Source organism: Micromonospora sp. NPDC048868 (assembly GCF_043198195.1).
In the GTDB taxonomy this organism is placed as follows: Bacteria; Actinomycetota; Actinomycetes; order Mycobacteriales; family Micromonosporaceae; genus Micromonospora; species Micromonospora reichwaldensis.
On record NZ_JBICUN010000009.1, the window covers coordinates 247,672 to 274,407 of the forward strand.

At 74.0% G+C, this 26,736-nt stretch carries 24 protein-coding genes and 1 pseudogene; 19 read left to right on the forward strand and 6 right to left on the reverse strand.

Annotated elements, in window-relative coordinates:
• Window position 1 precedes the first annotated feature (1 nt).
• The 3 genes from ACGFNF_RS17320 (at window position 2) to thpR (ending at window position 2,483) form a co-directional block, all read left to right on the forward strand.
• Complete coding sequence (locus ACGFNF_RS17320; RefSeq protein WP_393168919.1) at window positions 2–1,285, forward strand: MFS transporter; 1,284 nt, start codon at window positions 2–4, stop codon at window positions 1,283–1,285.
• A gap of 96 nt (window positions 1,286–1,381) precedes the next feature.
• Complete coding sequence (locus tag ACGFNF_RS17325; RefSeq protein ID WP_393168922.1) at window positions 1,382–1,891, forward strand: hypothetical protein; 510 nt, start codon at window positions 1,382–1,384, stop codon at window positions 1,889–1,891.
• Window positions 1,892–1,904: 13 nt separating this feature from the next.
• Window positions 1,905–2,483 (forward strand): RNA 2',3'-cyclic phosphodiesterase, encoded by a 579-nt coding sequence (thpR, locus tag ACGFNF_RS17330; RefSeq protein ID WP_393168924.1) that lies wholly within the window; start codon window positions 1,905–1,907, stop codon window positions 2,481–2,483.
• A gap of 10 nt (window positions 2,484–2,493) precedes the next feature.
• Here thpR and ACGFNF_RS17335 read toward each other — a convergent pair whose 3' ends face one another.
• From ACGFNF_RS17335 to ACGFNF_RS17350, 4 genes are all read right to left on the reverse strand, one after another.
• Window positions 2,494–3,480, reverse strand: coding sequence for an aldo/keto reductase (locus tag ACGFNF_RS17335; protein ID WP_357576802.1), 987 nt, complete (start codon window positions 3,478–3,480; stop codon window positions 2,494–2,496).
• Between the two features lie 77 nt (window positions 3,481–3,557).
• Window positions 3,558–4,640, reverse strand: a complete 1,083-nt coding sequence (sepH, locus tag ACGFNF_RS17340; RefSeq protein ID WP_357576803.1) for a septation protein SepH — start codon at window positions 4,638–4,640, stop codon at window positions 3,558–3,560.
• A 187-nt stretch (window positions 4,641–4,827) separates the two neighbouring features.
• Entirely contained in the window at window positions 4,828–5,955 is a 1,128-nt protein-coding gene (gene serC, locus ACGFNF_RS17345) for a phosphoserine transaminase (protein WP_151454143.1), read from the reverse strand.
• Window positions 5,956–6,258: 303 nt separating this feature from the next.
• The gene (locus ACGFNF_RS17350) at window positions 6,259–7,365 is read right to left on the reverse strand and encodes a citrate synthase 2 (RefSeq protein WP_089002315.1); all 1,107 of its coding nucleotides are present in this window, start codon (window positions 7,363–7,365) and stop codon (window positions 6,259–6,261) included.
• A gap of 285 nt (window positions 7,366–7,650) precedes the next feature.
• Here ACGFNF_RS17350 and pdxH point away from each other — a divergent pair, with 285 nt between their 5' ends.
• The 6 genes from pdxH (at window position 7,651) to ACGFNF_RS17380 (ending at window position 12,599) form a co-directional block, all read left to right on the forward strand.
• Window positions 7,651–8,280, forward strand: a complete 630-nt coding sequence (pdxH, locus tag ACGFNF_RS17355; protein ID WP_357576829.1) for a pyridoxamine 5'-phosphate oxidase — start codon at window positions 7,651–7,653, stop codon at window positions 8,278–8,280.
• Window positions 8,277–9,584: an MFS transporter gene (locus tag ACGFNF_RS17360; protein ID WP_393168927.1), complete on the forward strand. Its 1,308-nt coding sequence runs from the start codon at window positions 8,277–8,279 to the stop codon at window positions 9,582–9,584. The genes pdxH and ACGFNF_RS17360 overlap by 4 nt, the downstream gene beginning before the upstream one ends.
• Window positions 9,585–9,637: 53 nt before the next feature.
• Window positions 9,638–10,567 (forward strand): aldose 1-epimerase family protein, encoded by a 930-nt coding sequence (locus ACGFNF_RS17365; protein ID WP_393168929.1) that lies wholly within the window; start codon window positions 9,638–9,640, stop codon window positions 10,565–10,567.
• 12 nt (window positions 10,568–10,579) lie between these two features.
• Window positions 10,580–11,182, forward strand: a complete 603-nt coding sequence (locus ACGFNF_RS17370; protein WP_393168931.1) for a nitroreductase family protein — start codon at window positions 10,580–10,582, stop codon at window positions 11,180–11,182.
• Between the two features lie 201 nt (window positions 11,183–11,383).
• Window positions 11,384–11,689, forward strand: a complete 306-nt coding sequence (locus tag ACGFNF_RS17375) for a type II toxin-antitoxin system VapB family antitoxin (protein ID WP_089002310.1) — start codon at window positions 11,384–11,386, stop codon at window positions 11,687–11,689.
• Window positions 11,690–11,831: 142 nt separating this feature from the next.
• The gene (locus tag ACGFNF_RS17380) at window positions 11,832–12,599 is read left to right on the forward strand and encodes a DUF4230 domain-containing protein (RefSeq protein ID WP_393168933.1); all 768 of its coding nucleotides are present in this window, start codon (window positions 11,832–11,834) and stop codon (window positions 12,597–12,599) included.
• 88 nt (window positions 12,600–12,687) lie between these two features.
• Here ACGFNF_RS17380 and ACGFNF_RS17385 read toward each other — a convergent pair whose 3' ends face one another.
• The gene (locus ACGFNF_RS17385) at window positions 12,688–12,894 is read right to left on the reverse strand and encodes a PspC domain-containing protein (RefSeq protein ID WP_393168935.1); all 207 of its coding nucleotides are present in this window, start codon (window positions 12,892–12,894) and stop codon (window positions 12,688–12,690) included.
• A gap of 311 nt (window positions 12,895–13,205) precedes the next feature.
• On the opposite strand from ACGFNF_RS17385, the gene ACGFNF_RS17390 reads away from it, so the two are divergent.
• The 9 genes from ACGFNF_RS17390 (at window position 13,206) to ACGFNF_RS17430 (ending at window position 25,621) form a co-directional block, all read left to right on the forward strand.
• The gene (locus tag ACGFNF_RS17390) at window positions 13,206–14,576 is read left to right on the forward strand and encodes an L-serine ammonia-lyase (protein ID WP_393168937.1); all 1,371 of its coding nucleotides are present in this window, start codon (window positions 13,206–13,208) and stop codon (window positions 14,574–14,576) included.
• Between the two features lie 59 nt (window positions 14,577–14,635).
• Window positions 14,636–15,463 carry an ABC transporter permease gene (locus ACGFNF_RS17395; protein ID WP_393168939.1) on the forward strand — a complete coding sequence of 276 codons (828 nt, stop codon included), beginning with the start codon at window positions 14,636–14,638 and terminating at the stop codon, window positions 15,461–15,463.
• Between the two features lie 2 nt (window positions 15,464–15,465).
• A complete protein-coding gene (locus ACGFNF_RS17400) occupies window positions 15,466–16,212 on the forward strand; it encodes an ABC transporter ATP-binding protein (protein WP_357576810.1) in 747 nt (248 codons plus the stop codon).
• The gene (locus tag ACGFNF_RS17405) at window positions 16,209–18,215 is read left to right on the forward strand and encodes a DUF5941 domain-containing protein (protein ID WP_393168941.1); all 2,007 of its coding nucleotides are present in this window, start codon (window positions 16,209–16,211) and stop codon (window positions 18,213–18,215) included. Before ACGFNF_RS17400 ends, ACGFNF_RS17405 begins: the two co-directional genes overlap by 4 nt.
• Before the next feature lie 16 nt (window positions 18,216–18,231).
• Window positions 18,232–20,493, forward strand: a complete 2,262-nt coding sequence (locus tag ACGFNF_RS17410; RefSeq protein ID WP_393168943.1) for a CDP-glycerol glycerophosphotransferase family protein — start codon at window positions 18,232–18,234, stop codon at window positions 20,491–20,493.
• A gap of 134 nt (window positions 20,494–20,627) precedes the next feature.
• Window positions 20,628–21,926, forward strand: coding sequence for an ABC transporter ATP-binding protein (locus tag ACGFNF_RS17415; protein WP_357576812.1), 1,299 nt, complete (start codon window positions 20,628–20,630; stop codon window positions 21,924–21,926).
• A gap of 47 nt (window positions 21,927–21,973) precedes the next feature.
• On the forward strand, window positions 21,974–22,438 hold the full coding sequence (locus ACGFNF_RS17420) for a DUF4442 domain-containing protein (protein WP_393168945.1): 465 nt from the start codon (window positions 21,974–21,976) through the stop codon (window positions 22,436–22,438).
• 61 nt (window positions 22,439–22,499) lie between these two features.
• Window positions 22,500–23,252, forward strand: a complete 753-nt coding sequence (locus ACGFNF_RS17425; RefSeq protein ID WP_357576813.1) for a beta-phosphoglucomutase family hydrolase — start codon at window positions 22,500–22,502, stop codon at window positions 23,250–23,252.
• Entirely contained in the window at window positions 23,249–25,621 is a 2,373-nt protein-coding gene (locus tag ACGFNF_RS17430) for a glycoside hydrolase family 65 protein (protein ID WP_393168948.1), read from the forward strand. The genes ACGFNF_RS17425 and ACGFNF_RS17430 overlap by 4 nt, the downstream gene beginning before the upstream one ends.
• 142 nt (window positions 25,622–25,763) lie before the next feature.
• On the opposite strand, the gene ACGFNF_RS17435 is transcribed toward ACGFNF_RS17430, so the two are convergent.
• The gene (locus ACGFNF_RS17435) at window positions 25,764–25,943 is read right to left on the reverse strand and encodes a hypothetical protein (RefSeq protein WP_393168950.1); all 180 of its coding nucleotides are present in this window, start codon (window positions 25,941–25,943) and stop codon (window positions 25,764–25,766) included.
• A 169-nt stretch (window positions 25,944–26,112) separates the two neighbouring features.
• Here ACGFNF_RS17435 and ACGFNF_RS17440 point away from each other — a divergent pair.
• Window positions 26,113–26,532: pseudogene (locus ACGFNF_RS17440) on the forward strand (hydrolase); the annotation flags it as partial.
• Window positions 26,533–26,736: the final 204 nt, after the last annotated feature.

The following is a 26,736-nucleotide window of genomic DNA, read 5'->3' on the forward strand; positions in this document are numbered from 1 at the left end:
AGTGCAGGCGAAGCTGAGCACGATGTTCCAGTCCCTACAGGTCCGCAACTACCGGCTCTTCGCATCCGGGCAACTGATCAAGCTGATCGGCGTCTGGATGATGTTCATCGCCCAGGACTGGCTGGTCCTCGAGCTCTCCGACAACTCCGCCACCGCGCTCGGCGTGGTGACCGCGCTCCAGTTCACCCCGGTACTGCTGCTCACCCTGCTCTCCGGGCGGCTCGCCGACCGCTACGACAAGCGGATGCTGCTCTTCGTCGCGAACGCGTTCTGGACCGTACTGGCCCTCGCCATGGCCCTGCTGGTGATCACCGGCCTCGTGCAGCTCTGGCACGTCTTCGCGTTCGCGGCCCTGCTCGGCGTCGCCAACGCCGTGGAGACCCCCGTCCGGCAGGCGTTCGTCTCCGAGCTGGTCGGTACGTCGCTGCTGCCGAACGCGCTCTCGCTCAACGCGGCCGTGTTCAACTCCGCCCGGATCGTCGGGCCGGCCGTCGCCGGCCTGGCCATCGCCGCCTTCGACGTCGGGCCGGTCTTCCTGTTCACCGCGCTCAGCTCGATCGCCCCGCTGGTCACCGTGATCCGGATGCGCCCCGCCGACCTGCACCGGGAGGCGCTGCCCCCGCGCGACGAGCGGGCGTCGGCCAAGGTCGTCGACGGCCTGCGCTACGTCTGGCGGCGGCCCGACCTGCTGCTGCCCATGGCGGTGATGTCGGTGATCGGCATGTCGCTGTTCAACTTCCAGCTCACCCTCGCCGCGCTGGCCAAGACCGTGTTCCAGACCGGCGCCGCCTCGTTCGGGCTGTTCAGCACCGCGCTGGCCGTCGGCGCGCTGGTCGGGGCGCTCGCCGGCACCGGGCGGCGCAGCCGCCCGTCGGTCTGGCTGGTGCTCGGCGCGGGGGTCGGCTGTGCCAGCTTCGGCACGCTGGTGGGGCTCGCCCCCGCGTACTGGATGGTGGTGACGCTGCTGCTGCCGACCGGGTTCTTCATGGTGTACTTCGCCCAGGCGGCCAACCAGCGGGTCCAGCTCGGCACGGACGCCGCCTTCCGCGGCCGGGTGATGGCCCTCTGGGTGCTGGTCTTCCTCGGCACCAACCCGGTCGGTGCGCCGCTCATCGGCTGGGTCGCCGAGACCTACGGGGCGGGCGCCAGCATCTGGAGCGGTGGGCTGATCTCGCTGGCCACCATCCTGATCGCGCTCACCTGGCAGCTGCGCCGCTCCGGCGCCCGGCTGCGCTTCCGCATCCTGCCGATGCCGCGCTTCTACGTCACCTCCGCCGACTGCTGAGCCCGTCGCCCGGGCGGGCCGACCGCTTCCCCGGCCGAGGGGGCGGATGACACGAAAGCGGTAGCGGTAAGGGGGAAAGCGGCTTAGCGTCGATACGTGGAGCTCGGACGCGCGCTGCTGCTGATCCTGGCCATCGTCGCCATGGCCAGCCTGCCGGCGCTGATCGCCCTGGTCTTCTGCGCGGACGAGATCATCGACCGGGTCGCCTGCGGGTACGCCGAGTGGCGTGAGCGCCGGCGGGAGCGGCGCACCATCGCCCGGCTGGACCGGGCCGTCGAGGCCGACGCGCTGACCCGCGACATCGACCTCACCGCCTTCGACCGGCCCGACCGGCGCCCGCTGGAGGAACTCGCCGCCGACCTGCGCCGCCTGCGCAGCCAGGGGGTGGGTTCCGACGGCCGCCAGCCCGTCTGGCACGGCATGGTCCTCCAGGCGTACGACGACCGGCTCCGGCTGGCCTGCCGGGCCCTCGGGCTGGCCGAGCACCTGACCGAGCTGGAGGGCGTCGACCTGGAGCTGGAACGCGTCCGGGTGGAGGGCCTGCTGCACGCCGCCGGGCTGACCCTGCCGGCCGCCCGGGCCGGTCACTGGCAGCGGCACCGCTGAGGGCGGGGCCCGCGTGAGGCTCTTCGTCGCGGTCTACCCGCCGCCCGAGGCGGTCGCGCACCTCGGCGCGCAGGTCGCCCACCTGCGGATCGGCGCGGCGGCCGCCGCCGGGACCAACGTCCGGCTCGCCGACCCGGCCAACGCGCACGTCACCCTCGCCTTCCTCGGCGACGTCGAGGCGGACCGGCTGGTCGCCGTGGAGAGCGCGCTCGGGCTCGCCGCCGAGTGGTCCCGCGACGGCCGCCAGGCCGCGCCCCGGCTCCGGCTGGCCGGCGGCGGGCAGTTCGGGCGGGGCCGGTTCACCGTGCTCTGGGTCGACCTGCGCGGCGAGGTGGAGCCGGTGCTGGTGCTGGCCCGGCTGATCCGCTCCCGGCTGCGGCACGCCCGCCTGCCGCACGACGAGAAGCCGTTCCGCCCGCACCTGACCGTCGCGCGCCCCGGCGACCGGGTGCCCCCGGCCGACGTGGCCGCCGACGTGGCCACCCTCGACGACTACGAGGGCCCGGAGTGGCCGGCCGGCGAGATGGTCCTCGTGCGCAGCCACCCCGGCCCCCGCCCCACCTACGACCGCCTGGCCGCCTGGCCCCTCTGACGCTCCCCGGTCACCAGGCCCAGGCCTCGGGGCCGGGGCCGCCGTTGCCCACGGGCGGGAAGAGCTCGTCCAGGCGGGTGAGGGCGTCCTCGTCGAGGTCGACGGTCAGGGCGCCCAGGGAACGGTCGAGCTGGTCGGTGGTGCGCGGTCCGATGATCGGGGCGGTCACCCCGGGCCGGGACAGCAGCCAGCCGAGAGCCACGTCCGCCGGGTCGTGACCGAGGTCGCCGCAGAGTTTCTCGTACGCCTCGATGGTCGGCCGGTGCTCGGCGAGCGCGTCGGCGGAGCGGCCGCTGGCGCCCCGCGCGGCCCCGCCCTCGGCCATCTTCCGCAGCACTCCGGCGAGCAGCCCGCCGTGCAGCGGCGACCACGGGATGATGCCCAGCCCGTGGTGCTGCGCGGCGGGCACCACCTCCAGCTCGACGTACCGGGTCATGAGGTTGTAGATGCACTGCTCCGAGACCAGGCCGAGGAAGTGGCGCTTTCCCGCCGCCTCCTGCGCCACGGAGATGTGCCAGCCGGCGAAGTTGGACGATCCGACGTAGAGGACCTTGCCTTGGGCGACCAGGGTCTCCATGGCCTGCCAGATTTCCTCCCACGGCGTGCTCCGCGAGACGTGGTGCATCTGGTAGAGGTCGATGGTGTCGGTCTGGAGGCGGCGCAGCGAGTCCTCGCAGGCCCGGACGATGTGCCGGGCGGAGAGGCCCTGCTGGTTGGGCCACTCGCCCATCTTGCCGTAGACCTTGGTGGCCAGCACGACCTTCTCCCGCCGGCCGCCGCCCTGGGCGAACCAGCGCCCGATGATCTGCTCGGTGATCCCCTCGCCGGTCTGCCAGCCGTAGACGTCGGCGGTGTCGAAGAAGTTGATGCCGTGGTCGAGGGCCCGGTCCATGATCGCGAAGCTGTCCGGCTCGGTGGTCTGCGGCCCGAAGTTCATCGTGCCGAGGCAGAGGCGGCTGACCGACAGGCCCGTACGGCCGAGGTTCGTGTACTCCATGAGGCCACCCTGCCACGGCGGCAGTTGGAGCGCCTCGCGTTGACTCCGGCGACCGGGTGGTCGCCGGAGTCAGGCGGTCACGAGGACTCGCGGGCCGCCGGGCCGCTGCCGAAGAGCACGTCGTCCCAGCTCGGCAGGCGCTTGCGCGGCTTGCCACCGGCGTCCGTCGACTCGCCCGCCGCTGCCGCCGGCGCGCCCGTGCGACGGGGCCGGAGCACCGCCAGCGACGGCACGGCCGGCACCTCCTTGGGCGCGTCCGAGTCGTCGTCGAAGGCGGAACCCTGCCCACCGCCGAGCAACGCCGCCGCCCCGCCGCCGACGGGCCGCTGGCGTGGCGCGTCCTGCCCGGCCAGGGCGGCCGGGGTGCGGGGTTCGAGCCCGCGACCCGAGGTCGAGCCGAGCGGGCGGTCGAGCGAGGCGAGCAGGGCGTCCCGCCCGGCCCGGATCGGGTCGCGGCCGGGACGGCTGTGCTCCGCCGCCGCCGGCAGGCCGTGCCCGCCCCGGCTCGGCTCGCCGCGCGACGGGCCGGGCAGCGCGTGGCCGCCCCGCTCCGGCGCCGGCTCCTGGCCGAGGATCGGGGTGGGCCGCTCGGCGCAGAGGTATTGCGCCATGTCGTCGTGCGGGGTGACCGACTGCCGGGTCTTGTCGAGATCCCAGATCGCCTGCGCGGTCGCCTTGCCCGAGGGCCAGGTCGCCACGATCCGCCAGGTGCCGTCGTCGCGGCGCCACGCGTCCCAGGAGATCTTCTCGGTGTCGATCCCGTGCTGGGCCAGCCGGCCGTTGACCACCTCGGCGAGCGGGGTGGGCTTCTCCGCGCCCTTCAGCCGGGTGCGGCGGGCGTGCTGGGCGAGCATGGCCCGCTCCTGGAGCACCGGGCCGGCGTAGCGCAGCACGCGGTCGACCGGCACGCCGGCGATCCGGGCGACGTCCTCGGCGGACTCGCCGGAGCGGATCTTGGCCTGGATGTCCCGTGGGGAGAGTGAGGGGATCGGGTCGGCGGTCGCCGCCGGGGCCACCGCGAGCGGCGGGGCGCCGGGCTCGGCGTGCAACGCGCCGGCGATCCGCTCGTCGATGGGCAGGGCGAGCAGTCGCCCGACCTCGTCGGCGAGCACCAGGGCCTGGCCGTCCTCGGAGAGGGCGACGAAGCGTACTGGGCGCATGGCGTAGCCTCCGTCCCGCTTCGCTGGCCGTCACGCCACGAGCCGGCCACCCGGGCGTCCTCGCACCACCGTACGCGCATCTGTCCGCAGGTGGGGGATGCGACACCCGCATGTCGCGACTGAGCTGCGACGATGATCACGGTCGGTGGCCGCCGACGCGTCCGGCGGCCACCGACCGTGACGGCGATCAGAGTCGCTCGACCACGTAGTCGATCGACGCGGTCAGCGCCTCGACGTCGGCCGGCTCGACGGCCGGGAAGAGCGCGACGCGGAGCTGGTTGCGGCCCAGCTTGCGGTAGGGCTCCGTGTCCACGATGCCGTTGGCGCGCAGCGCCTTGGCGATCGCGGTGGCGTCGACGGACTCGGCGAAGTCGATGGTGGCGACCACGTTGGAGCGCAGCGCCGGGTCGGTGACGAACGGCGTCGCCACCTCGGAGCGCTCCGCCCAGCCGTACACGATCGCGGCGCTCTCGGCCGTGCGCTTGGCCGCCCAGGCCAGCCCGCCCTGGGAGTTCATCCAGTCGGTCTGCTCGGCGGCCAGGAAGATGGTGGCCAGCGCCGGGGTGTTGTAGGTCTGCTCCAGCCGCGAGTTGTCGATCGCGGTGACCAGGTCGAGGAAGGCCGGGATGTAGCGGCCGGACGCCTTGATCTCGCCGGCCCGCTCCAGCGCGGCCGGCGACATCAGGGCCAGCCACAGGCCGCCGTCGGAGCCGAAGCACTTCTGCGGGGCGAAGTAGTAGACGTCGGTCTCGCCGACGTTGACGTCCAGGCCGCCGGCGCCCGAGGTGGCGTCGACCAGCAGCAGCGAGCCGGGGTCGGCGCCGGCCACCCGGCTGATCGGCACCGCGACACCCGTCGAGGTCTCGTTGTGCGGGGTGGCGTAGACGTCCACCCCGGCCTCGGCGGTCAGGGTGGGCGCGGTGCCGGCCTCCGACTTGCGGACGGTGGGCTCGCCGAGGAACGGGGCGTCCTTGACGGACTTGGCGAACTTGGCGCCGAACTCGCCGAAGCTGGCGAACTGCGCCCGGTCGCGGACCAGGCCGAACGTCGCGACCTCCCAGAAGGCCGTGGTGCCGCCGTTGCCCAGCACCACCTCGTAGCCCTCGGGGAGGGAGAAGAAGTCGGCGATGCCGCGGCGCAGCCGGGCCACCTCGTCGCGGACGGTCTTCTGCCGGTGCGAGGTGCCCAGGTAGCTCGTCGCCACCTCGGCGAGGGCGGAGACCGCCGCCGGACGGACCTTGGACGGCCCGCAGCCGAACCTCCCGTCGGCGGGCTTGAGGTCGTCGGGAATCCGGATGGTCGGTGCGTCAGCCACGGTTGTCGAGATCCTTCCGCATGGGCGAGGGCGGGCCCGGTGTTCAGGCGGGCGCGGATCGACGGCGGACGCGCGCTCAGGCGCACGACGCGGCCGGGACCCGGGCCCGGTCCGGCGACACTGCCGGCCCTCATCCTCCCACCCGCGCCGGCCGCGCCGGCCGCTGATCCCACCAGCGACGTTGAGGCGTCCACCACAATCCGTGCCAGCGCTCCGCCCCCGACGTCGCACCCGACCGCACCCGGATGCAAGGAAGGGCCCCTTCCTGCGCACCAGGCGTTGGGAGGGGCCCTTCCTCACATCTCAGACGCCGTGCGGGATGGCGTCCCAGCCCTCGACGTCGCTGGGCTTGCGGGTGCCCGGGCCGACGTAGCGGGCCGACGGGCGGACCAGCCGCTGGAGCTTCTTCTGCTCCAGGATGTGCGCGCTCCAGCCGCCCATCCGGGCGCAGGTGAACATGGAGGTGAACATGTGCGCCGGCACCTCGGCGAAGTCCAGCACCACGGCCGACCAGAACTCGACGTTGGTGGCGAGCACCCGGTCCGGCCGGCGGGCCTGGAGCTCGGCCAGGGCGGCCTTCTCCAGCGCCTCGGCGATCTCGAAGCGCGGCGCGCCCAGCTCCTTGGCGGTGCGGCGGAGCACTCGGGCGCGCGGGTCCTCGGCCCGGTAGACGCGGTGGCCGAAGCCCATCAGCCGCTCGCCCCGGTCGAGGACGCCCTTGACGTAGCCCTCGGCGTCGCCGCTGCGCTCGACCGCCTCCAGCATGCTGAGCACGCGGGAGGGGGCGCCGCCGTGCAGCGGGCCGGAGAGGGCGCCGATGCCGGAGGAGATGCAGGCCGCGGCGTCCGCGCCGGTGGAGGCGACGATCCGGGCGGTGAAGGTGGAGGCGTTCAGGCCGTGCTCGGCGGCCGAGATGAAGTAGGCGTCGACCGCCTTGACGTGCCGCGGGTCCGGCTCGCCCCGCCAGCGCTTCATGAAGCGCTCGACGATGGTGGACGCCTTGTCGATCTCCTTCTGCGGCACGGCCGGCAGGCCCAGGCCGCGCGCCGACTGGGCGACGAAGGAGAGCGCGGTGACCGACACCCGGGCGAGGTCCTCGCGGGCCTGCTCGTCGGAGATGTCGAGCAGCTGGTTGAGACCCCAGTACGGGGCCAGCATCGCGACCGCGGACTGCACGTCCACCCGGATGTCACCGGAGTGCACCGGCACCGGGAACGGCTCCGCCGGCGGCAGACCCGGGCCGAACCGCCCGTCGACCAGCAGCGCCCACACGTTGCCGAAGGAGACCTGGCCGATCAGATCCTCGATGTCGACGCCGCGATAGCGCAGCGCGCCGCCCTCGCGGTCGGGTTCGGCGATCTCGGTCTCGAAGGCTACGACGCCCTCCAGCCCGGGTTTGAAATCGGCCATGTCGCTCTCCTGGATCTGCTCGGTGCGCCCGCCCGGGGCTCCGGTCCCGGCCCAGCCGGGCGAGCGCCTTAGGCGACCCTCAGGGATGTGTTCGTGACATCTTGCCTGCTGGGTAACCGGATTCGCGACCCACTGCGACTGTGCCGCACACGACATCCCCGGTCCGGGCGGCCCGGACCGGGTCGGCGACACTGTGCGGTGCGGGCTGGCCAGCGCCGCAGGCAGCGGGCCGGGTCGACGAGGAGGAGGGGGAACGTGACGGGGGACACAGTCCGGCCGGCGGGTATGCGTAACGAGTACGCCCCGGAGCTGGGCCTTTCCGAGGCGGACCTGGCCGCCGACTGGCACGGCCAGTTCGCCCGCTGGTTCGCCGACGCGGTCGCCGCCGGACTGCCCGAACCGAACGCGATGGTGGTCGGCACCGCCGACGCCGAGGGCCGCCCGAGCGCGCGCACCGTGCTGCTGAAGGGATACGACCCGGAGGGCTTCGTCTTCTTCACCAACTACGGGTCCCGCAAGGGCGCCGAGGCGGCCGTCAACCCGCACGTGAGCCTCGTCTTCCCCTGGTTCCCGCTGCACCGGCAGGTGGTGGTGGCCGGCCGGGTCGAGCGGGTCGACCGGGCGGAGACGGAGGCGTACTTCGCCAGCCGGCCGCGCGGCTCCCAGCTCGGCGCCTGGGCCAGCACCCAGTCCCGGGTGATCCCCGGGCGGGCCGTGCTGGACGAGGCGTACCGGGCGGCGGCGGAGCGGTTCGCCGAGGTCGAGCCGATCCCCGCCCCGCCGTACTGGGGCGGCCTGCGGGTGCGGCCGGAGTCGGTGGAGTTCTGGCAGGGCCGGGTCAGCCGGCTGCACGACCGGCTGCGGTTCCGGCTCACCGGGCCCGGGGAGTGGACCGTCGAGCGGCTGGCGCCGTGACCCAGCTCAAGGACGCGCGGCCGACCGGGCTGCGCCGCTTCGCGATCGACGTGCGCCCGCTGGCCGTGCCGGCGTACCGGCGGATGTGGCTCGGCAACGGCATCGCGATGTTCGGCATCCAGCTCACCGCGGTCGCCGTCCCGGTGGAGATGTACGCGCTGACCGGTAGCTCGCTCTGGGTCGGCCTGATCGGGATCGCGGCGTTCGTACCGCTGCTGGTCTTCGGGCTCTGGGGCGGCGCGGTGGCCGACGCGCACGACCGGCGCAAGGTGCTGCTGGCGACGGCGGCGGTGCTCTGGGCCGCCACGTTCGGCCTGGCGGTGCAGGCGGTGCTCGGGATCGGCAGCCCGCTGCTGCTGCTCGTCCTGGTGGCGGTGCAGTCGATCGCCTTCGCGATCAGCTCGCCCACCCGCAACGCGATCCTGCCCCGGCTGGTGCCGGCGGAGCTGGTGCCGGCGGCGACCACGCTGAACTTCACCACCTACACGGCCGCCTCGGTGTTCGGCCCGCTGGCCGCCGGCCTGATCTTCGCCTGGTGGGGCACCGACCTCGGCCTGCCGATCGCCTACGCGGCCGACGCGGTGCTCTACGCGGTCGCCGTCTGGGCGACGGTGAAGCTGCCGGCCATGCCGCCGGAGCCGGACCCGGACGCGGACCCGGACGCCGCCCCACGGCGGGCCGGGCTGGCCAGCATCGTCGACGGCCTGCGCTACCTGGCCACCACCCCGGTGCTGATGCTCTCCTTCGTCATCGACCTGATCGCCATGGTGCTGGCCATGCCCCGGGCGCTCTTCCCCGAAATCGCCGAGTCCCGCTTCGGCGGCGGCGCGGCCGTCGGCTGGCTCTACAGCGCGATCGCGGCGGGCGCGATGCTCGGCGGGCTGACCTCCGGGTGGATCGGGCGACTGCGCCGGCAGGGGCTGGTGCTGGTGCTGGCGGTGGTCGGCTGGGGGTTGGCGATCGCGGCGGCCGGCCTCGCCGGCCAGCTCTGGCTGATGGTGCTGCTGCTCGCGGTGGCCGGGGCGGCCGACCTGGTCAGCGCCGTGCTGCGGCAGTCGATGCTGCTGGTCTACGCGCCGGACCGGATGCGCGGGCGGCTGATGGGCGTCAACACGGTGGTCATCGCCGGCGGCCCGCGCCTGGGCGACCTGCGGGCCGGTGCGGTGGCGGCCGGGTTCGGCGGCGGCGTCGCCTGGGTCGGCGGCGGCCTGCTCTCGGCTGCGCTCGCGGTGCTGCTCGCGGTGGCCTTCCCGGTGCTGCTGCGCTACCGGGCGGCGGACCCGCCCGGCGGTGACAAGGCGTGACGGGGCGGGTCGGGGCGAGCGACGGCGGGGCGGGAACCGTTAGGGTCGCCCGCATGGACACCCCCGACCAGCGTCCGCCCTCGGGCGCGCAGTGGACCATTTCCGCCGCCGGCCACGAGGCCGTCATCGTGGAGGTGGGCGGTGGGGTCCGGACATACCGGCACGACGGGACCGACCACCTCGACGGGTACGCCGCCGACGAGCTCTGTCCCGGCTGCGCGGGGCAGGTGCTGGCCCCCTGGCCGAACCGGATCCGCGACGGGCGCTACACCTTCGGCGAGCGGTCGTTGCAGCTCACCCTCAGCGAGCCGGACCGGGGCGTGGCCATCCACGGGCTGGTCAACTGGGTGCCGTGGCGGCTGGTGGAGCAGTCGTCCGACGCGGTGACCGTCGGCTACGACCTGCCGCCGCAGCCGGGCTACCCGTGGCCGCTGCGGCTGCGTACCCGGTGGAGCGTCGGCCCGGACGGGTTGCGCGCGGAGCACGAGGCGACGAACCTCGGCGCCGAGCCCGCGCCGTTCGGCTTCGCGGTGCACCCGTACCTGCGGGTGCCCGGGGTGGCGGTGGACGACCTGTCGATGCGGCTGCCGGCCCGCACGCGGTTGCAGGTGGACGGCCGGCTGCTGCCGATCGGGGGCACCCCGGTCGCCGGCACCGAGTACGACTGGACCAGCCCCCGCCGGATCGGCGGCGCCCGGCTCGACCTCTGCTTCGGCGACGTGATCCGCGACGACGACGGCGGTTCGGTGGTCAGCCTGGCTGCCCCGGACGGCACGGCGGGCGTACGGATCTGGGCGGACCGGGAGTTCGGCTGGTGGCAGGTGTTCACCGGCGACGCCCTGCCCGGCGAGCGGCGGCGCCGTTCCGTGGCGGTGGAGCCGATGACCTGCCCGCCGGACGCGTTCCGTTCGGGCCGGGACGTGATCACCCTGAAGCCGGGAGCGACCTGGCGGGGTGCCTGGGGCGTACGGCCCGGGGCCTGAGCGGGGGAGCGCATGGAGTTCGGCGAGGTGGTCCGGCGACGCCGGATGGTGCGCAACTACGACCCGGACCGTCCCGTCCCGCCCGACGTGGTGGAGCGGCTGCTCGACCACGCGGTCCGCGCGCCGTCGGCCGGCTTCGCCCAGGGCTGGGGTTTCCTGGTGCTGGAGGCGCCGGAGGACCGGGAGCGGTTCTGGGCGGCGACCACCCCGGGCGGCGGCGGCCGGGAGCGGTGGCTGGCGGGGATGCGCCGGGCCCCGCTGATCGTCGTCCCGCACGCGAACCGGTCGGCCTACCTGGAGCGCTACGCGGAACCGGACAAGGGCTGGGCGGACCGCTCGACCGAGCGCTGGCCGGTGCCCTACTGGTACGTGGACACCGGCTTCGCCGCCCTGCTGATGCTGCTGACCGCCGTGGACGAGGGGCTGGGGGCGTGCTTCTTCGGCATCCCCGCGCAGCGCCTCGACGCCTACCGGGAGGCGTTCGGGGTGCCGGCGGAGTACGAGCCCGTCGGCGCCGTCACGGTGGGTTATCGCGCGCCTGACCACCGGTCACCGTCGCTGCGCCGGGGGCGTCGTCCGGTGGGCGAGGTGGTCCGGCGGGGGCGCTGGAGCTGACCGGCGCCGGATGTGCCGTCGGGTGTTTCGTCCGGTGGCGAACCGGACGGCGGGTGGTGAAACTGACATCGGGGAGCAGAACGCCGTGTGGTGCAGCCCGCTACGCTGGCACGGTCATCGGTGCCGCGGGTCGCGGTGCCGCGCCGCGACCCGACCCGGTGTCGTGGGTCGGCCCGGCGAGGGGGAGGGGAGCGTGCCGTCGTGATCTTCAGAGCGGTCCGGGACGGGCGTCCCTACCCGGAGCACAACCTGACGCTCAAGCAGTGGGCGGAGATCCCGCCGAGGCCGCTGCGCCTGGACCAGTTGATCACCACCAAGCGTGAGCTCGCGCTGGACAAGCTCCTCGCCGAGGACTCCACCTTCTACGGCGACCTCTTCCCGCACGTCGTGCAGTGGAACGGCGGGCTCTACCTGGAGGACGGGCTGCACCGCGCCCTGCGGGCGGCGCTCCAGCAGCGCAACCAGATCCACGCCCGGGTGCTCGTCCTCTCCGGCCCGATCGAGTAAGCGCGACCCGTCGGCCGTCCGACCCGTACTGACCTGCGGTTCTGTCGGATCGACGAGACGACGCGCCCTTCGACGAGCGGCTGTCGCACGGGAGCCGTACCGTCATCTCCAGACGACGTGTCTGACGAGGACGGTGAGGGCCATGGCCCGCGACGGTGACATCAACGAGCCCACGACGGAGTTCCCCGGTTATCCGACCGGCGAGGCGCTCAAGGAGCGGTCGGCTGTCACAACCGAGCCGGATCCGGGTGCGCCACCGCCACCGGCGGGCGGGGCCGCGCGCGGCCTGCTCTGGGTGCTCGGCGCGGCGGCGCTGGCGGTGGTGCTGCTGCTCGGTGTGCAGGCCACCGGCCTGCTGCCGGACTTCCGTAACCCGTTCGCCAAGGAACAGACCGACCGCAGCCAGCCGCCGCTGCTCAAGTCGATCCAGGATCTCAGCCGCTACGTCGCGGCCGAGGGCAACTTCCAGGTGGTCGTCGATCTCCAGAACGACCGGCGCAACGTGCCCGACTGGCTGCTCAGCCAGCGCACCCTCTTCGTCGGGGCGGGCAGCGTGGAGGCGTACGTCGACTTCGCCAAGATCTCCGAGGGCGCGGTGGTGGAGTCGGCCGACGGCAAGTCGGTGGAGATCAGGCTGCCGGCGCCGCAGCTCGGCAAGACCAACCTCGACCTGGAGAAGAGCTACGTCTTCGCCGAGGAGCGCGGGCTGCTCAACCGGGTCGGCGAGCTGGTGAAGGGCGACCCCAACCGCCAGCAGCAGGTCTACCAGCTCGCCGAGGAGCGGATCACCACCGCCGCCCGCGACAGCGGCCTGACCCAGCGGGCCGAGGAGAACACCCGCAAGATGCTGGAGGGGCTGCTGCGCTCCCTCGGCTACGAGAAGGTGACGGTCACCTACACCGCCCCCTGACGACGGGGCCCACGATGCGACGGCGCCCGCCCCGGTCGACGGGACGGGCGCCTCGTGCTCACCCCCGCCTCGGGCGGGGGCGGGTGGCTCAGTAGCGGGCGGCGGCGTGGCGGTCCTCGTTCGGCATCAGGACCCAGAGCACCAGGTAGACGACCACCTGGGTGCCGGGCAGCAGCAGCGACAGCAGGAACAGCAGCCGGATGAAGCCGGCCGACCTGCCGAAACGCTGGGCCAGGCCGGCACAGACGCCGGCGATCATGCGCCCCTGACGGGGGCGGACCAGTTTGCGACTCATCGTCGTACTCCCACTCTGCGGCGTTCGCCGCCTCTGCCCTCAACGGTAGGAAGGGGTGGCCACCGCGCCCTCGGTCCGGAGGAGGATCGGCGGTGCCCGTACCCGTAGGTGGTTACCCGGGAACCGGCCCCGCGACGCCCCCGGGACCGCCGGGCGTGCCGACCGGTCGCGGCTGGCGGCAGGGGCTGAGCTGGGCGGGTAGGCTCGCCGGTCGGGCACCCACACCCCCCGGGTGCCGGACGGCCGCCCCGACCGGGCCGGCCACGACCGTGCCGGAGACCCACGAGGTACGACGGCGAGGAAGTGCAGCCATGATCAGCGTTTTCGACCTCTTCAGTGTCGGCATCGGGCCGTCCAGCTCCCACACGGTGGGGCCGATGCGGGCCGCGCGTACCTTCGTCGCGGGCCTGAAGGCCGACGGGTTACTGACCGGCACGGTCCGGGTTCAGGCGGAACTCTTCGGCTCGCTGGGCGCGACCGGGCACGGCCACGGCAGCGACCGGGCGGTGCTGCTCGGGCTGGCCGGCGAGGCCCCGGAGACGGTCGACACCGACACGGTCGACGCGCGGGTCGCCCGGATCCGTGGCGGGCGCCGGTTGGGCCTGCTCGACGCGCACGAGATCGACTTCGACCCGGATCGGGACCTGGTGCTGCACCGGCGCCGGTCGCTGCCGTACCACCCGAACGGGATGACGTTCGTCGCGTACGACGACCGGGGTGCGGAGCTGCGGGTCAGGACGTACTACTCGGTCGGTGGTGGTTTCGTGGTGGACGAGGCGGCGGCGGGGGCGGACCGGATCAAGCCCGACGCCACGCGGGTGCGGCATCCGTTTCTCACCGGCGCGCAGTTGCTCGGCGTGACCGCGTCGACGGGGCTGTCGATCAGCGAGGTGATGCTCGCCAACGAGCTCTCCTGGCGCGGCGAGGGCGAGGTACGCGCCGGCCTGCTGGAGATCTGGCGGGTGATGCGGGAGTGCGTCGAGCGGGGCTGCTCGCGTGACGGGGTGCTGCCCGGCGGGCTGAAGGTCCGCCGCCGCGCGGCCGAACTGCGCCGCAGCCTGGAGACGGAGTCCGACCCCGCCGACCCGCTGCGGGCGATGGACTGGGTGACCCTCTTCGCCCTCGCCGTCAACGAGGAGAACGCCGCCGGCGGCCGGGTCGTCACCGCGCCGACCAACGGGGCGGCCGGCATCATCCCGGCGGTGCTGCACTACTACACCCGGTTCTCCCCGGGCGCCTGCGAGGAGGGGGTGGTGCGGTTCCTGCTGGCGGCGGGCGCGATCGGCGTGCTGTTCAAGGAGAACGCCTCGATCTCCGGCGCCGAGGTGGGCTGCCAGGGCGAGGTGGGCTCGGCCTGCTCGATGGCCGCCGCCGGGCTGGCCGAGGCGCTGGGCGGCACCCCCGAGCAGGTGGAGAACGCCGCCGAGATCGGCATGGAGCACAACCTGGGCCTGACCTGCGACCCGGTCGGTGGTCTGGTGCAGATCCCCTGCATCGAGCGGAACGCGGTGGCTAGCATCAAGGCGATCACGGCCGCCCGGCTGGCGCTGCGCGGCGACGGGGTGCACCACGTCTCGCTGGACAAGGTCATCAAGACCATGCGCGAGACCGGCGCGGACATGAAGGTGAAGTACAAGGAGACGGCGCGCGGCGGACTGGCCGTCAACGTGATCGAGTGCTGAGGGGGCGTTCGTTCATCGACTGCTAGCCTGTCGTCCGTCCGGTGAGGCGGGAGGCGGCGGTGACCTCTGGCGTCGCGGCGTTGTGGTCGCACCGCACCTCGCTGCGCATCCTCGTCCGGCGCGACCTCGCCGTGAAGTACCAGCAGTCCGTGCTCGGATATTTTTGGTCGCTGATCGAGCCCCTCGGCCTGGGCGCCATCTACTGGTTCGTCTTCGGGGTCCTCTACTCCCGGGACACCAACCGCCACCTCGGCGACGCGGCCGACTCGTACCCGCTGTTCCTGCTCACCGGGATCTTCGCGTGGATGTGGACCAGCTCGGCGCTGAGCGAGGCGACCAACGCGCTGACCGGCCAGGCCCGGCTGATCACGACGATGAACGTGCCGCGGCAGGTCTTCCCGATCGGCCGGGTCACCGGCCGCTTCGCCGAGTACGCCGCCGGCCTGCCGATCCTGCTCGCCGTCGCCGTCGGGTACGCCGCGTCCGGCCGGGTCGAGCCGGGCTGGTCGCTGCTGGCCCTGCCGCTCGCGGTGGCGGTGCAGGCCGTCCTGCTGGTCGGGCTGGCGCTGCTGCTCTCGGCGGTCAACGTGCTGATGCGCGACGTCGAGCGCTTCATGCGGCTGGTCGTCCGGGTGCTCTTCTACGCCACCCCGATCATCTACCCGCTGAGCCTCGTACGCGACGCCGACCTGCCGGGCTGGCTGAAGGTCGCCTACGAGCTGAACCCGCTGGTCGGCATCTTCCAGCTGCACCACTCGGTCTGGTACCCGGACGAGTTCCCGGACGCCCGGCTGCTCGCCACCTCCGTCGGCGTCAGCCTGCTGGTGCTGGCCGCCGGCTGGTGGTCGTTCCGCCGGCTCGAACCCGCAGTGCTCAAGGAACTGTAGGGATGGCCGATCCGATCATCGAGGCGGAAGGGCTCGGCATCCGGTTCGTCCGCAACCGGCGGCGGCAGTTGCGGCTGCGCGAGCTGTTCATCCACCGGGGGCGGCGCGGCGCCGACGACGGCCGGTTCTGGCCGCTGCGGGACGTGTCGTTCTCGGTCCGGGCCGGGGAGACCGTCGGCGTGGTCGGGCGCAACGGCACCGGCAAGAGCACGCTGCTGCGGCTGATCGCCGGCGTGCTCATCCCCGACGAGGGCCGGATCCGGGTGCGCGGGGACGTCGCGCCGCTGCTGGAGCTCTCCGCCGGGTTCTCCAACGACCTGACCGGGCGGGAGAACCTCTACCTGGTCGGCGGCCTGCACGGGCTCCCGTCGGGCTACCTGCGGCGGCACTTCGACGACATCGTCTCGTTCGCTGGCGAGCAGGTGGAGCGGGCCGTCGACACGTCGGTGCGGCACTACTCGTCCGGCATGAAGGTCCGGCTCGGCTTCGCCATCATCTCGCACCTGCCGCACCCGATCCTGCTCATGGACGAGGTGACCGCGGTCGGGGACGAGGAGTTCCGCAAGAAGTGTTATGCGACGATCGACCGTCTGCTCGGGGAGGGGCGCACTCTGGTGCTGGTGTCACACAACGAAAAGGACCTGACCCGGTTCTGCCGTCGGGGGTTGTACCTCGACGGGGGCCGGGTGGGCGTCGACGGCACGATCGCCGAGGCGCTGCACGCGTACCACGTAGCGGTTCCGCGGTGACGCTCGCGATCGTGCTCGCCGCCGACGCACCGGCCGCGAGCCTGCCGACCCGCTCGGGCGAACACCTCGCCGACCGGCTGGCCGACCAGCTCCGCCGCGCCGGGGCGCACGAGGTGCGCCACGCCGCCGGACTGGACGAGCTGGCCGACCTCGTCGACGCGGCCGCGCAGCCGGTGCTCGTCACCGGCGCCGACCTGGTCGCGCACACCGCCGTACTGCGGCACCTGGCCACCAGCCCCGTCGGGCCGACGGTCGCGTTGGTGCTCACCGACCCGCCCGGCGACGGCCACACGGCCGTGCGCGAGGAGCGCGGCCAGGTGGTCGGGGCCGGACCGGCGCAGGCGCTGGACGGCGAAGCCACCGGCGTGTTCGGTGGCGCGCTGCGGGTCGGCGTCGACGACCTGCCGTCGCTCGCCGCCGCCGCGCGCGCGGCCGCCGCCGGGGTGGTGCCCGTCGGCGCGCCGTCGGCCGCCGTGCCGCCGCCGGCCGGGCCCGCCGTGGACCGGCTCTTCGCCGGCCTCGCCGGGCTCGGTGTGCTGACCTTCGCCCAGCGGGTACGCCTGCTCGTGGCGCACCGGGTGGGCGACCCGGCGGGGCTGGCCGCCGCGGAGGCGGCCGTGGCCGCCGTCGACGAGGACCGGGCCGAGCTGAAGCTCTCGGTGAAGGAGCGGGACGACTTCTTCACCACCTTCTTCGTCAGCACCTGGTCGCCGTACGTGACGAAGGCGTCGGCGAAGCTCGGGCTCGGCCCGACCGCCGTCACGATGATCTCGGTGGCCTTCGCGGTGGCCGCCGCCGTGCTCTTCGGTACGGGCGGCCGGCTGGCGCTGGTCGCCGGGGCGGTGCTGCTCTACCTCGGCTTCGTGCTGGACTGCGTGGACGGCCAGGTCGCCCGCTACACCCGGCACTTCAGCGCGTGGGGCGGCTGGCTGGACACGATGGCCGACCGGGCGAAGGAGTACGTGGTCTACGCCGGCCTCGGCTACGGGGCCACCCAGGCCGGCTTCCGGTACGGCTGGGCGCTGGCGATCGCCGCGATCACCCTCCAGACCGTCCGGCACATGACGGACACCTGGTACGGCGTGCTGCACGACGAGGCGGCGCGCCGACCGAAGGCGGTCGGCACCGCCGGCGGCGGCATCGGCGACAAGCTGAACGCCGCCTCCAACCGGGTGCAGGCCGACACGGGGTCGGTGTCGTACTGGCTGAAGCGGACGGTGGTCTTCCCGATCGGGGAGCGGTGGGCGCTGATCGCGATCACCGTGGCGCTGTTCGGCCCGCTGGTCAGCCTGTACGCGGTGCTGGCCTGGGGGGTGCTGGCCTTCGCGTACACCGGGGCGCTGCGTACGCTGCGGGCCCGCTGGATGCGGGTGCCGGTGCTGGACACGGTCGACGCCACCCTGCACCGCGACGACGGGCCGCTGGCCCGGCTCCTGCCGGCGCTCCGGCCGGTGGGCCCGCTGGCGCTGGCGGTCGTCGCGGCGCTGGGCCCGGCGGCGCTGCTGGTGGCGGCGCTGCTGACCCGCGACGGGGCGGAGGTCCCGTGGTGGGCGGTGCCGGTCGCGCTGCTGGTGCTGCTGGTCGCCGGCCTCGGCGCGGGCGCGACGCACGCCGGGCCGCTGGACTGGCTGGTGCCGGCCGCGCTGCGGGCGGGCGAGTTCCTGTTCGCCATCGCGGTCGGGGTGGTCGGCGACGTGCCGCCGTGGCTGATCTTCGGGTACGTCTTCGTGCTGACCCTGCACCACTATGACCTGACCGCCCGGCTGGAGAAGCGGCAGTCCGCCCCGCCCCTGCACGGCGGCACGCTGGGCTGGGACGGCCGGTCGGTGCTGCTGGCCCTGGCGGCGATCGTCGGTTTTGCGGGTATCGGGATGGCTACACTCGGTACGTACCTTCTCGTGGTTTTCGTGGGGAGTGTCGCCCTCGCCTGGGTCGTCCTGCCCGCCCGCGCCGCGCGGGCGTCGGTGGGCCTGGTCGGCGCGGGAGGTCGCTCGCCGGGCTGACGACAGGGGCCGGCCGATGACACTGATCAGCTTCGTCGTGCCGGCCTACCGGGTGCAGGGCTACCTGCGCGAATGCCTCGACTCCATCCTCGGGCAGCCCGTCACCGACATCGAGGTGATCGGCGTCGACGACTGCTCGCCCGACGACAGCGGCGAGATCCTCACCGAGTACGCGGCCCGCGACCCGCGGATGCGCGCCGTCCGGCTGACGGAGAACGTGGGGCTCGGTCCGGCCCGCAACATCGGGCTGGACCGGGCCGCCGGCGAGTACGTCTGGTTCGTCGACGGCGACGACTGGCTCGCCCCCGAGTGCCTCACCGAGGTGGTCGCCCGCCTCCGCGCCACCCGCCCCGACGTGCTCCTCGTCGACCACGTCCGGACGCACTGGAACGACGCCACCAGCCGCAGCGCGATGGCGGAGGTGTTCCCGGAGCCGCCCGGCGAGGAGACCTTCCGGCTGCGGGACCGGCCCGAGACGCTGCGGCTGCTGCACACCGCCTGGAACCGGCTGGTCCGCCGGCAGTTCCTGATCGAGGAGGGGCTGCGCTTCGCCCCCGGCTGGTACGAGGACGTCTCGTTCAGCTATCCCGTGCTGATGGCCGCCGAGCGGATCGGCGTGCTGGACCGGGTCTGCGTCAACTACCGGCAGCGCCGCACCGGGGCGATCACCAGGACCAGGGGCGAGCGGCACTTCGAGGTCTTCGACCAGTGGCACCGGGTGTTCCGGCTGATGGACGCCTGGGGGCCGGCGGTCGACGACCTGCGCCCCGCGCTGTTCGAGCGGATGATCTGGCACTACCTGAGCGTGCTCGGCAACGGGGAGCGGATCGACCCCGAGCTGCGGCCGGCCTTCTTCGCCCAGATCACCGCCGATCACGCGCGCTGGCTGCCCCCCGGCGGCTATCCGGCCCCGGCGGGCGCGGAGGGGCTCAAGCACCGGCTGGTGGCCGCCGGGCGCTGGCGTACCTTCAGCGCGCTGCGCACCGCCTACCGCGCGCGGGACGCCGCCGGGCGTACCGCGCGGAGCGCCAAGCGGCGGGTCGCGCCCCCGGCCCGGCGCGCGGCACGGCTGGCCCGGGACGCCCTGCTGCGGGAGTACTACCGGGCCGAACTGCGCCGGCCGGTCGATGAGACGCTGGCCGTCTACGCGGCCTACTGGTACCGGGGGTACTCGGACAACCCGGCCGCGATCTTCGAGGCGGCCCGGCGGCTGGCGCCGCAGGTGCGCGGGGTGTGGATCGTCCGGCGGGACCGCGTGCACACCGTGCCCGAGGGCGTCGCGTACGTGGTCGCCGGGACGCCCGCGTACTACCGGGCGCTGGCCCGGGCGCGGTGGCTGGTCAACAACGTCAACTTCCCGGACCACGTCCGCAAGCGGCCGGGCACGGTGCACGTGCAGACCCACCACGGGACGCCGGTGAAGGTGATGGGCCTGGACCAGCAGCGCTACCCGGTCGGCGCGGTCGGGATGGACTTCGCCGGGCTGCTGCGCCGGGTGGACCGGTGGGACTACAGCGTCAGCGCGAACAGCTTCTCCACCCAGATGTGGGAGCGCGCGTACCCGGCCGCGTACACCACGTTGGAGGTCGGCTACCCGCGCAACGACCGGCTGGTCACCGCGACCGCCGGGGAGGTGCGCCGGCTGCGTGCCGAACTCGGCCTCGGGCCCGGCGAACGGGTCGTCCTGTACGCCCCGACGCACCGGGAGCACCTGCCCGGCTACCGGCCGCCGTTCGACCCGGAGCGGCTGCTCGACGTGCTCGGCCCGGCCGGTCGGCTGCTGATCCGCAGCCACTACTTCCACGACCGGGAGCTACGCGCCCGGCGCCCCGCCGACCGGGACCGGGTACGCGACGTCAGCGGCCATCCGCGCGTGGAGGACCTCTACCTCGTCGCGGACGTGCTGGTCACGGACTACTCCTCGGCGATGTTCGACTACGCCGTGCTCGACCGGCCGATCGTCGTCTACGCCCCCGACTGGGAGGCGTACCGGCTGGCCCGGGGCGTCTACTTCGACGTGACGGCGGAGCCGCCGGGCGCGGTGGCCACCAGCTTCGCCGACCTGCTCGACCTGTTCCGCGCCGGCGGGGTCGACTCGGCGGCGGCGCGTACGGCCCGGCAGCGGTTCCGGGCCCGGTTCTGCGCGCTCGACGACGGCCACGCCGCCGAGCGGGTGGTCCGCCGGGTCTTCCTCGGCGAACCCGCCACCGTCAACCGGCCGGCGTGCGGAGTCGACGCGCTGGCCCCGGCGTCGCAGGCGGGAGGCGGACCCCGCTGACGCTGGCTCGTCCCGCCGGGTGGGCGTCACAGGGCCGTCACAAGCCGAACATGGCACGTTTACCCGATGTGCGAACCGCATGATCCTCGTCACAGTCATTCGGGATTCGGTCGACGAGGTGGGGGGAGGGCACGGTGACAACCGTCGCACTCAAGGATGTCACGAAGGTGTTCCGGGACGGCACCCTCGCCGTCGACAGCGTCAATCTCGACGTCAACGACGGCGAGTTCATGGTGCTGCTCGGCCCGTCGGGCTGCGGGAAGTCCACGGTGCTGCGGATGGTGGCCGGGCTGGAGGAACCGACGTCGGGCGCGGTGATGCTCGACGGCGAGCTGGCCAACGACCTGCCGCCGCGCGACCGGAAGATCGCCATGGTCTTCCAGGACTTCGCGCTCTACCCGCACATGACCGTCGGCGACAACATCGCCTTCCCGCTCAAGCTGGCCGGGTTGGAGCCCGAGCCGCGCGGCGAGCGGGTCACCGACGTGGCCAGCGCGCTCGGCATCGGCGACGTACTCGGCCGCAAGCCCAGCCAGCTCTCCGGCGGGCAGCGCCAGCGGGTCGCGATGGGCCGGGCGATCGTGCGCCGTCCGGGCCTGTTCCTGATGGACGAGCCGCTGTCGAACCTCGACAGCGGGCTCCGGGCCGAACTGCGCGCCGAGATCTCCGGCCTGACCCGCGAGCTGGGCGTCACCACCATCTACGTCACGCACGACCAGGCCGAGGCGCTGACCATGGCCGACCGGGTCGCCATCATGCGCAAGGGCGTGCTCCAGGACGTCGGCACCCCCACCCAGGTCTACGGTCGCCCGGCCACCCTCTACGTGGCCGCGTTCCTCGGCAGCCCGCGGATGAACCTGCTGGAGGCCTCCGTCTACGTCCACCTCGACCGCTACGTCACCCTCACCCTCGGCGACCAGGCGCTCCACCTGCCGTGGGACGACATCCGCAGCCGGGCGGTCGCGCACTACCACGGCGAGCGGATCGTGGTCGGGATGCGGGCCGAGGCGCTCACCCCGGTCGCGCCGGACACCCAGGGCGCCGTGTTGCACGGCCGCATCCGCTACCTGGAGCACCACGGGCACGAGTCGCTCGCCTTCCTCGACATCGGGGCCACCGCGATCGTGGTGGACGAGATGGGCACCCGGACCGAGGAGGCACCCACCGGCCAGCGTGGCCTGCGCCGCTTCGGGCAGGTGATGCAGCGGCTGACCGGGCGCGCCGCCGAGGAGGAGCCCGCCCCGGTCGCCGCCACCCGCACCAGCGTGCTCAACGACCCGGGCCGGCACCACCGGCGCCCCGCCGAGCTCGCGGTCCGGCTCGCGCCGTACCCGGGGATCGCCGCCGGGCACCCCCTGGCCGTCTCCGTACGCATGGACGCGCTGCACTTCTTCGACGAGCGCGGCGACCGGATCGACGTGGGCTGGCGCTGACGGGGGCGGCCCTTGCCGACGAAGTTACCGGCTAGTAACGTCGGGTCATGACCATCGACTCGCGCCAGGTGGCGGCCGGCATGCTGGAGGCTGTGCCGTTCGCCCGTACGCTCGGCATCGAATTCGTCGAAGTGGCCCCCGAGGCCGAGGGCGGGGTACGGGTGACCGTCCGGCTGCCCGACTCGCCGGCCACCCACAACCACGTCGGCGGCCCGCACGCCGGGGCCATGTTCACCCTCGGCGAGACCGCCTCCGGCGCGGTCGTGCTGGCCGCGTTCGGGCAGCTGCTCGACCGGGCCACGCCGCTGGCGGTGCGGGCCGAGATCGCGTACCAGAAGCTCGCCATGGGCCCCGTCCTGGCCACCGCGCGCCTCGACCGGCCGGTCGCCGAGGTGGTCGCGGAGCTGGAGTCCGGCCGCCGGCCGGAGTTCCCGGTCCAGGTGGAGATCGCTACCGAGGAGGGCAAGCCGACCGGCGGGATGACAGTGGTCTGGACGCTGCGCCCGAACTGAGCCGCGCGGCAAGCGGACCGAAAGCGGTTTACGGGCGCGGAGGTCTGGATAGATTCGTACCGTGCTGGGCCTGCCTGCTCACGTGACCGCCTGTCTCTTCGATCTGGACGGTGTGCTGACGCAGACCGCCAGGGTGCACAACGCCGCGTGGACGGAGACGTTCGACGCCTTCCTGCGCCGTCACGCCGCCGCCACCGGCGCGGAGTTCCGCCCCTTCGACCCCGGGCCGGACTACAACCGCTACGTCGACGGCCGGCCGCGCGCCGACGGGGTACGCACCTTCCTCGCCTCCCGGGGCATCGTGCTGCCCGAGGGATCGCCCGACGACCCGCCGGACGCCGACACCGTCAACGGGGTCGGCAACAGCAAGAACGTGCTGCTGCTGGAGCGGCTGCGCACCCACGGCGTGGACGTCTACCCCGGCTCCGTCGCGTACCTGGAGGCGGCGCGCGCCGCCGGACTGCGCCGGGCGGTCGTCACGGCCAGCGCGAACGGCCGGGAGGTGGTCGCCGCCGCCGGGCTGGAACCGCTGCTGGAGGCGCGCGTGGACGGGCTCGTCGCCCGCGCCGAGGGGCTGCGCGGCAAGCCCGAGCCGGACACGTTCCTGGCCGGCGCGAGGCTGCTCGGGGTCGACCCGCGCAACGCCGTCGTCTTCGAGGACGCCCTCGCCGGGGTCGCCGCCGGCCGCGCCGGCGGGTTCGGGTACGTGATCGGGGTGGACCGGGTCGGCCAGGCCGCCGAGCTGCTGGCCCACGGCGCCGACGTCGTGGTCACCGACCTCGCCGACCTGCTCGACCCCGGGCAGACCACGTGATCCGGGAACGGGCCTATCCGGTCGAGCCGTGGCACGTCCGGGAGATACGGCTGGACATGGACGTCCTGGCCCAGTCGGAGTCGGTCTTCGCCCTCTCGAACGGGCACGTCGGGCTGCGCGGCAACCTCGACGAGGGGGAGCCCCACGGCCTGCCCGGCACGTACCTCAACTCCTTCTACGAGCTGCGCCCACTGCCGTACGCGGAGGCCGGCTTCGGGTTCCCCGAGTCCGGCCAGACGATCGTCAACGTGACCAACGGCAAGCTGATCCGGCTGCTGGTCGACGACGAGCCGCTCGACGTCCGCTACGGCGAACTCCTCGCCCACGAACGGGTCCTCGACCTGCGCGCCGGCACCCTGCACCGGGAGCTGCACTGGCGTTCCCCGGCCGGCCGCGAGATCAAGGTCCGCAGCACCCGGCTGGTCTCGTTCACCCAGCGCGCCGTCGCCGCGATCAACTACGAGGTGGAGGCGGTGGACGGCCCGCTGCGGCTGATCCTCCAGTCGGAACTCGTGGCGAACGAGACGCTGCCCCCGCAGAGCAGGGACCCACGCGTCGCGGCCGTGCTGGAGTCGCCGTTGCAGGCCGAGGAGGAACTCACCACCGCCGACGGCGGGCTGCTGATCCACCGGACCAAGGTCTCCGGGCTGCGGGTGGCCGCCGCCATGGAGCACGAGGTGTACGCCCCGGGGCGCACGACCAGCCAGTCCGAGGGGTACGAGGACTGGGTGCGTACCACCATCGGGTGCGTGCTCCAGCCCGGCGAGACGCTGCGCGTGGTGAAGTACCTCGCGTACGGCTGGTCGAGCCGCCGGTCGCTGCCGGCGATGCGCGACCAGGTGGAGGCCGCCCTGACGGGGGCGCGGCTCGACGGCTGGGACGGGCTGCTCCGCGAACAGGGCGAATACCTGGAGCAGTTCTGGGACGCCGCCGACGTGGTGGTGGAGGGCGACCCGGAGATCCAGCAGGCCGTCCGGTTCGGCATGTTCCACGTCCTCCAGGCCGGCGCCCGGGCGGAGCGGCGGCCCATCTCCGCGAAGGGCCTGACAGGCCCGGGGTACGACGGGCACGCGTTCTGGGACACCGAGATGTTCGTCCTGCCGGTGCTCACGTACACCCACCCGACCGCCGTGCGGGACGCGCTGCACTGGCGGCACGCCACCCTGGCCGCCGCGCGCGAGCGGGCCCGGACGCTGAACCTGGAGGGGGCGGCGTTCCCCTGGCGCACCATCGAGGGGCCGGAGTCGTCGGGATACTGGCCGGCCGGCACCGCCGCCTTCCACATCGCGGCCGGCGTCGCCGACGCCCTGCGCCGCTACGTGCAGGTCACCCAGGACACCGACCTGGAACGCGAGATCGGGCTCGAACTTCTGGTGGAGACCGCCCGGCTGTGGCGGTCGCTGGGTCACCACGACCGGCACGGCCAGTTCCACATCGACGGGGTCACCGGCCCCGACGAGTACACGGCGGTGAAGAACGACAACATCTACACCAACCTGATGGCGCAGCGGAACCTGATCAGCGCGGCCGACGCGGTCATGCGCTACCGGGACGAGGCGTTCCACCTCGGCGTGACCGACGAGGAGGCGGCAGCCTGGCGGGACGCGGCGGCGTCCATGCACATCCCGTACGACGAGGAGATCGACGTCCACGAGCAGGTGGAGGGCTTCACCCGGCTCCAGGAGTGGGACTTCGTGCACACGCCGCCGGAGAAGTACCCGCTGCTGCTGCACTACCCGTACTTCGACCTCTACCGCAAGCAGGTCGTCAAGCAGGCGGACCTGGTCCTGGCCATGCACTGGCGGGGCGACGCGTTCACGCCGGAGCAGAAGCTGCGCAACTTCCTCTACTACGAGCGGCGTACGGTGCGCGACTCCTCGCTGTCGGCGTGCACCCAGGCGGTGCTGGCCGCCGAGGTGGGCCACCCCGAACTGGCGCACGTCTACCTGCGCGAGGCCGCGCTGATGGACCTGCACGACCTCAACGAGAACACCCGCGACGGGGTGCACATGGCCTCGCTCGCCGGCGCGTGGATCGCCCTGGTGGGCGGGTTCGGCGGGCTGCGCGACCACGACGGCAACCTCTCCTTCGCGCCGCGGCTGTCGAGCCGGCTCGGGCGGCTGGAGTTCTCCCTCCAGTGGCGCGGGATGCGGCTGCGGGTCGACGTCCGGCCGCACCAGACCACGTACGCGCTGCGCCACGGTGACCCGGGAGACATGCTGGAGTTGCGGCACCACGGTGAGCTGGTCCAGGTCACCTGCGGGAAGCCGGTGACGATGCCGATCCCTGCGGCGGAGGTGTCGGGGCCCGTCCCGGAGCAGGCCCCCGGCCGGGCTCCCCTGCTCCGCCTGCCCGAGAACGAGCCGTGACCGACCGCCGGCCCGCCGTCGACGACGGCGGGCCGGCGGCGTAGGACCCGTCACGGGCGGCCGGCGGCATCTTCCGGCGCGGCTGCCCCGTGTCGGGCGGCCCGCGTCGGTCAGCGTGGTGCCGGTCGCCCGGCGGCTTCGGTCAGAGCGGCTTGCCCTGTGACGGGCGGTCCGCCGCGTCGCGGGGCGCCATCGCCCGCGGGTCGTCGGCCGTGCGCGCCTGGGCGGCGTCGTCCGCCCAGTCCCGGCCGCGTTCGGTGTCCTGTTCCCGCCGGTCCCGGTCGGTGGTCTGCTGCCGGGTCTCCCGCTGCTGCTGGGCCATGGCGATCCTCGCGATCCGTCGGGGCGCGGTTGCGCCGGTACGGTCTGCGGTCACCCGACGCCTACCCGGGCCCCTCGGCGGCAAACGCCGGGGGCGCCGGGGCCGCTTGCCGGCGCCGGGGACGGGTATGCGGCCGGAACGGGGACGACCGAGGACGTACGGAGGCGAGATGGACGTGCGCAGCAGCGCGGTGGCGATCCCGGCGGGGGACGCCGAACTTCCGGCCGACCTGCTGGTCCCGGCGGAGCCGGCCGGCGTGGTGCTCTTCGCACACGGCAGCGGCAGTTCCCGGCACAGCCCGCGCAACACGGCCGTGGCGCACGTGCTCAACCGCAGTGCCCTCGGCACCGTGCTGGTCGACCTGCTGACGCCGGCGGAGGACCAGGTGGACGCCCGTACCGCCGAGCTGCGCTTCGACATCCCCCTGCTCGCCCGTCGGCTCGCGGCGATCGTGGACTGGCTGGCGGCGGAGCGACCCCTCGGCGCCGTGCCGATCGGGCTGTTCGGGGCCAGCACCGGGGCCGGGGGCCCCCCCGGGGGGGGGGGGGGCCCCCCCCCCCCCCCCCGGGCGGGGGGGGGGCCGGGGGGGCCGGGCCCCCCCGGCCGCGGCCCCCCCCCGCCCCGGGGGGCGCCCCCCCCGCCGGGGGGGGGGGGGCCCCCGGGCGGGGGGGGGGGCCCCCGCCGGGGGGGGGGCGCGGGGGGGCGGCGCCCCGGGGGGGGGCCCGCGCGCGCGCGGGGGGGGGGGGGGCGCGCGCCGCGGGGGGGGGGGGCCGGCGCGGGGGTCGGCGGTGCT

Coding starts and splice junctions, on each gene's coding strand:
- ACGFNF_RS17335 (WP_357576802.1), bottom strand. CDS start 3,480: ATGGAGTACACGAACCTCGGCCGTACGGGCCTGTCGGTCAGCCGCCTC.
- sepH (WP_357576803.1), bottom strand. CDS start 4,640: ATGCGCCCAGTACGCTTCGTCGCCCTCTCCGAGGACGGCCAGGCCCTG.
- ACGFNF_RS17350 (WP_089002315.1), bottom strand. CDS start 7,365: ATGGCCGATTTCAAACCCGGGCTGGAGGGCGTCGTAGCCTTCGAGACC.
- pdxH (WP_357576829.1), top strand. CDS start 7,651: ATGCGTAACGAGTACGCCCCGGAGCTGGGCCTTTCCGAGGCGGACCTG.
- ACGFNF_RS17365 (WP_393168929.1), top strand. CDS start 9,638: ATGGACACCCCCGACCAGCGTCCGCCCTCGGGCGCGCAGTGGACCATT.
- ACGFNF_RS17370 (WP_393168931.1), top strand. CDS start 10,580: ATGGAGTTCGGCGAGGTGGTCCGGCGACGCCGGATGGTGCGCAACTAC.
- ACGFNF_RS17380 (WP_393168933.1), top strand. CDS start 11,832: ATGGCCCGCGACGGTGACATCAACGAGCCCACGACGGAGTTCCCCGGT.
- ACGFNF_RS17385 (WP_393168935.1), bottom strand. CDS start 12,894: ATGAGTCGCAAACTGGTCCGCCCCCGTCAGGGGCGCATGATCGCCGGC.
- ACGFNF_RS17390 (WP_393168937.1), top strand. CDS start 13,206: ATGATCAGCGTTTTCGACCTCTTCAGTGTCGGCATCGGGCCGTCCAGC.
- ACGFNF_RS17400 (WP_357576810.1), top strand. CDS start 15,466: ATGGCCGATCCGATCATCGAGGCGGAAGGGCTCGGCATCCGGTTCGTC.
- ACGFNF_RS17410 (WP_393168943.1), top strand. CDS start 18,232: ATGACACTGATCAGCTTCGTCGTGCCGGCCTACCGGGTGCAGGGCTAC.
- ACGFNF_RS17420 (WP_393168945.1), top strand. CDS start 21,974: ATGACCATCGACTCGCGCCAGGTGGCGGCCGGCATGCTGGAGGCTGTG.
- ACGFNF_RS17435 (WP_393168950.1), bottom strand. CDS start 25,943: ATGGCCCAGCAGCAGCGGGAGACCCGGCAGCAGACCACCGACCGGGAC.